Origin of the sequence: Yoonia sp. (assembly GCF_017854415.1) — a bacterium.
Lineage (GTDB): Bacteria > Pseudomonadota > Alphaproteobacteria > Rhodobacterales > Rhodobacteraceae > Yoonia.
Genome location: NZ_JAFMHR010000162.1, coordinates 1 through 5,917, shown reverse-complemented (window position 1 = coordinate 5,917; position 5,917 = coordinate 1). Strand labels below are relative to the sequence as shown.

Annotated in this window: 6 protein-coding genes; 3 read left to right on the top strand and 3 right to left on the bottom strand. The window is 53.6% G+C overall.

Translation table 11 applies throughout. The annotated features are described in order from the left end of the window. Window positions 1-420 precede the first annotated feature (420 nt). The 3 genes from QZ197_RS14350 (at window position 421) to QZ197_RS14340 (ending at window position 3,519) form a co-directional block, all read left to right on the top strand. Window positions 421-1,629, top strand: a complete 1,209-nt coding sequence (locus QZ197_RS14350) for a cyclopropane-fatty-acyl-phospholipid synthase family protein (RefSeq protein ID WP_363157897.1) — start codon at window positions 421-423, stop codon at window positions 1,627-1,629. 54 nt (window positions 1,630-1,683) lie between these two features. Continuing rightward, the gene (locus QZ197_RS14345) at window positions 1,684-2,211 is read left to right on the top strand and encodes a universal stress protein (RefSeq protein WP_272146527.1); all 528 of its coding nucleotides are present in this window, start codon (window positions 1,684-1,686) and stop codon (window positions 2,209-2,211) included. A gap of 432 nt (window positions 2,212-2,643) precedes the next feature. Further along, window positions 2,644-3,519, top strand: a complete 876-nt coding sequence (locus QZ197_RS14340) for a sugar phosphate nucleotidyltransferase (RefSeq protein ID WP_296432815.1) — start codon at window positions 2,644-2,646, stop codon at window positions 3,517-3,519. Window positions 3,520-3,545: 26 nt separating this feature from the next. On the opposite strand, the gene QZ197_RS14335 is transcribed toward QZ197_RS14340, so the two are convergent. The 3 genes from QZ197_RS14335 to QZ197_RS14325 all read right to left on the bottom strand — a co-directional run. After that, entirely contained in the window at window positions 3,546-4,268 is a 723-nt protein-coding gene (locus QZ197_RS14335) for a DUF5765 domain-containing protein (protein WP_272146525.1), read from the bottom strand. 167 nt (window positions 4,269-4,435) lie between these two features. After that, the gene (locus QZ197_RS14330; RefSeq protein ID WP_272146524.1) at window positions 4,436-4,996 is read right to left on the bottom strand and encodes a nucleotide exchange factor GrpE; all 561 of its coding nucleotides are present in this window, start codon (window positions 4,994-4,996) and stop codon (window positions 4,436-4,438) included. A gap of 28 nt (window positions 4,997-5,024) precedes the next feature. Further along, the coding region (locus QZ197_RS14325; protein WP_296432813.1) for a PDZ domain-containing protein at window positions 5,025-5,917 on the bottom strand (893 nt) is incomplete at its 5' end.

The window sequence follows — 5,917 nt, the reverse complement described above, 5'->3', positions numbered from 1 at the left end:
ATCGTGCTGTCTTCATCAAAAATCTCCTCAGATATCTTGCCGAGAAAATTCTACTTTTGAACACCACTAATTTTAGGGGGGATTACCACTTGGAATGTTGCAAAGCGCGCAGGTCCGCTGATTGCGGCGCGGTCTCTGGGCGACCGTTTTCGGGATTGGCATCCCTATCCGGAAGCGGTGGTTACAATTGATATTGCTCAATGTATCTCGGGAGGTGCTTGATAGATTTGATCAAATCTAAGCCTTCGTAGCGCGAGGATCAGCTCGCCGCCTTTCTTCTCATCGTGGAAGTTCATTTAACTTTTCAGAAATGGTTTTTTCAATGCCAGTCAGGAACCAAATTAGGCAAAGCACCTTGATTTCCACGAACTCAAGCCGGGTGGGATTGGAAAAGTAATGTGGCAAAAAGCACTGGACCGAATGTTGAGAACGATGTTGCAGCAGGGATCGCTCACTATTGTGATGCCTGATGGCAAGCCTTGTCGTTACGGTGATGGCAGCGGTGTGCCGCTGACAGTGCGCTTACATGACACCGCAACAGTTAGGCATCTGGTAATCAATCCCGAGCTTGCCCTTGGCGAAGCCTATATGAACGAGAGGCTCACGATTGAGGGCGACGATGTGCAGGAATTGCTTGGTCTGATCGTCAAAGCCATGCACAATGCCCCTCGCATCTGGTGGCAAAAACCGCTTTTGGAGATGCGTCATGTGTCGCGCAGGTTCACACAGAATAATGTGCTGCCACGTTCCCAACGTAACGTGGCGCATCATTACGACCTGTCAGGCGAACTCTATGATCTTTTTCTGGATGCGGATCAGCAGTATTCCTGTGCCTACTTTCGCGACCAGTCCGACACGCTGGAATTGGCGCAGGCGCAAAAGAAAGACCATATTGCGCGCAAGCTGATGATCGCGCCGGGGATGCGTGTCCTGGATATCGGCTGCGGGTGGGGCGGGATGGCGCTGACCCTTGCGCGGGACTACGGCGCTCATGTCCTCGGCATTACGCTGTCTAAAGAACAACACACTCGGGCGACAGCGCGCGCCGCGCGTGAAGGACTGTCCGACCTGGTCGAGTTCCGGCTTTGCGACTATCGCGGTGTGATGGGTGCTTTTGACCGGATCGTGTCTGTCGGGATGTTCGAACATGTCGGTATACCCCATCACAAGGTGTTTTTCGACACAATCCGGAACAGGCTTGCGCCCGATGGTATTGCGCTTGTTCATACGATCGGCTGGATGGGCCGCCCCAATGGAACAAACCCGTGGATTGCTAAGTATATATTTCCCGGCGGGTATGTTCCCACTTTGTCAGAAACAGCGGTCGCCATCGAGTCTTCGCAACTGTGGTCAGCCGATGTCGAATGCTGGCGACTGCATTATGCATACACGCTGCGACATTGGTTTAACCGGTTCACGGACAAGCAGGATGAAGTTAGGGCTTTGTACGACGATCGTTTCGTCAGGATGTGGCGTTTTTACTTGGCAGCGTGTGAACAGACCTTTCGGCATGGTCCGCAGGCCGTTTTCCAGTTCCAACTGTCCCGCAAGATCGATGCGGTCCCGTTGACGCGGGACTACCTGTACCAGCACTCAAAGCGCGATCTGTTTAAAAACGCCGCTGAGTGAGGATGTAGGGTTTTTGAACCAAATGCGAAAACGCACATATCAAGGAGTTAAAATATGTTTAAGAAAATTCTTATCGCTTACGAAGGGTCCGAAAATGCGCGCCGTGCCCTAGAGGTCGCTTCGGAGCTTTCAAAAAAGCTCGCGGCGGAACTTGTTGTTGTTCATGTTCTTATGCATGGGCGCCCTTCGCAGGAACTGGTCCGCATGGCAGAAGTCGAACATATGATAAAGCAGGCGCACAGGACGGTCCTACCCGATATCGCCTATGCGACAGGTCGACTTGACAATCTTCTGGCGGGTGGCGAGGTCATAGAGCAAACGGCGCGTGTGTTATCTTCTTTGGGCGATCAATTGGTGTCGTATGCAGAAAACAGAAGTAGCGAATTAGGTGCGAACAACGTGAAAACGTTTGTTCGCAATGGTGACTTTGCTGATGAAATTCTTGAAGTCGCCGAAGAACAGAATGTCGATATGATCGTAATCGGTTCGCGCGGGTTGGGGAAGTTCAGAGAGGCCATTCTGGGAAGTGTTTCGCAGAAAGTCCTGCATCACGCAAAGCAAACCGTGGTGATCGTCAAATAGCTACGATCCGATCAAATACGCCCTTGATGGTACATCCGTCGCAAGGCTTGAATGCGCAGCTGCCGGACAACCTGCGATGTTCTGCATTGTGGCCTTGCGTGCTTTTAGGCCGCGTGCGGCGGTCTCTCCAACTCAACTGGGCATAAAGTGAGGGTCGCAGATCTGGCAGGCGGTCATTTCCTCTTGGGTCACTCAGATGTGAGATGCCCAATACGGCTCGTCAAAGTGCTGATTGGACTAGGCTGAGCGGCCCGCTCCGGCGCCTAGATTGAGATAAGTCAAAGCGACTGTCCCTCACTCGGTCACTAAGAACACTGTGTATAAACCCCAAGACTGCTCCTTAATCGCGATGGTTTTGTGGGTGAGGGCAAGGAAGTGCTCGGATTTGACGGGCATAGGTGGCCACATGATTTTGGCAGAGGATAATCAGCTATGACACGATCAAAGGTGCGGACAGCGATTTTTCCTGTGGCGGGTCTGGGTACCCGGTTCATGCCAGCAACAAAAGGAACACCAAAGGAACTGCTTCCGGTGATTGACACACCTTTGATTCAATACGCGATTGACGAGGCGCGAGAGGCCGGCATCGCGCGGATGATTTTTGTCAGCCATCCATCAAAAGCAGCGATCCAGCACTATGTCATGGATGATGCCCAGCTACGGACAACACTGGTCCATCACGGCAAGGCTGAATTGGCACATAAACTTGAGTTGGCAGCGCTCGACAGGCGCGATTGTGAAGTGATTTTCGTTATGCAGCTAGAACCAAAGGGTTTAGGCGATGCCGTCGCTTGCGCGCGACCGCATCTTCTGGACGGTCCGGTCGCGGTCATCCTGCCGGATGACTTGATCCTTGGCGTACCGGGATGCTTGCGCCAAATGATAGATGCATATGACTGCGACATTGCAGGGCATTTGATTGCAGTCATGAAAGTACCTTGGGCGCTGACCTGTGAGTACGGCATTCTGTCTGTCACCGGTCAACAAGGCCGATTGGTCTTTGCAGATAGTATTGTCGAAAAACCAACAGCCGATGTTGCACCGTCGCAGATGGCCGTTGTAGGACGTTATATTTTGGATCCCGCCATTTTTGATACGCTGGCCAAACAAGGTCCTGGTATTGGTGGCGAAATACAACTGACCGACGCTATCGCGCAAAGCGGTTTGATTAAAGGCATTGCCGGTTTTCGCTTTTCGGGCCGCCGCTTTGATTGCGGTTCAAAGCAGGGAATGCTGACGGCAACACTTTTTCTGGCGCAACAGGATCCAGCCTATGCTGAAGTTCTTGCCACCTACAACATACCATAGAATTGTGGGCTTTGGCTTGGCTCAATCTAAGCTGCAGTACGCATGCTATTGGGTCTCGACACTTGTCGCCGCACAGCAGGGCTAAGTGCAATCAGCAAGATCGCGATTGAAAACAAACACCAGATCGCGGGCATTTCGTTAGGGTTTGTTGTCATCGCCGAGGCCAGGATCGGCCCGACGAAAGCATGCATGAGCACAAATCGCCACGCACCATATAGCATCGGCAAGAGAAAAACCGCGATCATATATGTAGGGAACCCCGCATAAATCCCCAAGACACGATCAAGAGGCAGCACCAGTCCGTTGTAAGGTACGTCCCAAGCGATGTGCCAGTCTCCTGAAACCGTACAAAGTCGGTCCGCACACAACGCGCTGCCCGGCAAGCACGACCCGAACTCCGCAATGGGCATAATTTGTAAGAACATTACTATGGTAGAAAGTGCGCAGATGCTAAAAACCAATCTACGCGCCTTTTGTCTGACCTCACTTGGAACCAGTTCCAGTGCAAAGGCATTGATAAATATAGGTTGGACAGCGATGTGCAGATACGACAGCATTGTGACCGACTTGTTTGCGGGCGTCCCGCACTGATCAAGTACTGCATATCCGGCGACTTGGAGCCCCTCCATCACCGTGAAAAAGCCCAGTGTCAGCCAGAACGCCCTTGGGTCCTTGCGTCGATAGCTGATGGCTGTTGCTGCCGTACCGACAGCCACCATCAAGGTTGACACTTCTGCGTTCCAACACATACGGATCTCCTTGATCGCATACGAACTGATACAAAGCAGGAAGTGTTCCAAAGTGCGTAATTGGTTCCATCGAAATGGCGAGGTGAACCACTTTCGAGTTTGCGTCAGGTTCTTTGTTTCTCCGCAGTGCAGGTCGCGGTTCGGGTCTTCTTTTATGGGTGGTAGGACTAATCTGCGGGACTTTTTTCTTTTGCAGGTTTGCCCGGGCTTGCGCTAACGGTTACATGCGCCGGTCGGATCAGCCGCTTTCCCAACACCAGTCCGGGGCGGTGCAGAACGAGGACTTCGCCCGCAGCGGTCTTGTCGGTTTCCTCGATTTGCATGGCTTCATGCAGCATTGGATCAAATGGCGTATTTTTTGGCGCAATCGTTCTGACGCCAAGCGCCTTTAGCCCGGTTTCGAACGCGGTCTTTATGTTCTGCAGACCTGCCAGATGTGCAGTCATCTGCGAGGTGTCGGCGTCTTGGCTGGCATGCGCCGCCTCGATCGCGCGGCAGACCGCATCATATGCAGGCGCAAGGGCTTCAACCCCGATAGCGACGCCGTGATCGTGCCCGTCCATCCGTGCAACGTCCGCGCGTTTGCGTGCATTTTCAGCCTCTGCGAGGGCGCGTTTCCATTTGTCCGTCAGCGCCTCAAGCCGCTTGTCCGGGTCTGTGTCGGCTTCTGGGCTCTCGATCTTAGCGTGATCAACGTGGTCATCGTTCTTGCTTTCGTTCTTGTCCATGTCGAGGTCCTTTTGCGGTTTGAAATGATCACCGTAACAATAGGAAAATCCGTGCTGATCCACGTTGGACCGTGAGCGCAAGTGCGCCGTTGACTGACGCTAATTGTTCGCGCAATTCAGCGACTGATCCGATTGGAACGCGGTTGACAGCCAGAATGATATCGCCTGTTTGCAGACCCGCGCGGGCGGCAGTGCTATTGCTTTCCACTTGCGTCACAACAACACCAGATAGGTTGCCATACTGCGGATCATCTGGTCCTAGATCCCGCAAATCTGCCCCTTGGAGTTTGTTGGTTCCACGACTGATTGGGCGGGTCTGGAGCTGACCACCGTTGCGCAATGAGGCTTTGATCTCGAGCGTCTGGCCATCTCTGATGATGCCGATCTCGACTTGGACGCCAACGCGCTTGAGCCCGATCTGACTGCGCACGTCTGCCGCACCGACCACTGGGCGGCCATCAACGGATACGATCAGATCGCCGGGCTGTAACTGCGCGTCCTCGGCAGCACTTCCCGGCTCGACCTGCGTGATTACGGCACCGACGCTTGTGTCCATTCCCAGCGCTTCGGCAAGGTCAGGCGTAAGGTCTTGCACCATGACCCCCAGTTGCCCGCGCTGCACTTCGCCATATGCAATAAGTTGATCCACAACGGCATCGGCCATGTTTGCGGGCACTGCAAAACCGATGCCCACATTGCCTCCGGATGGCGCGATGATCGCGGTGTTTATACCCACCAACTGACCGTCCAAGGTGATCAACGCGCCGCCGGAATTGCCCGGATTGATTGATGCATCGGTCTGGATAAAGTGCTCGTAGCCTTCGATGTTTAGCCCGCTGCGGCCGAGCGCGCTGATGATGCCAGCCGTTACCGTCTGGCCAAGCCCGAATGGATTGCCGATTGCCAGAACATAGTCACCGA

Excerpts from the sequence above, each read along its gene's own strand:
- QZ197_RS14340 (WP_296432815.1), top strand. The coding sequence starts at position 2,644 with ATGACACGATCAAAGGTGCGGACAGCGATTTTTCCTGTGGCGGGTCTG.
- QZ197_RS14330 (WP_272146524.1), bottom strand. The coding sequence starts at position 4,996 with ATGGACAAGAACGAAAGCAAGAACGATGACCACGTTGATCACGCTAAG.
- QZ197_RS14335 (WP_272146525.1), bottom strand. The coding sequence starts at position 4,268 with ATGTGTTGGAACGCAGAAGTGTCAACCTTGATGGTGGCTGTCGGTACG.
- QZ197_RS14350 (WP_363157897.1), top strand. The coding sequence starts at position 421 with ATGTTGAGAACGATGTTGCAGCAGGGATCGCTCACTATTGTGATGCCT.
- QZ197_RS14345 (WP_272146527.1), top strand. The coding sequence starts at position 1,684 with ATGTTTAAGAAAATTCTTATCGCTTACGAAGGGTCCGAAAATGCGCGC.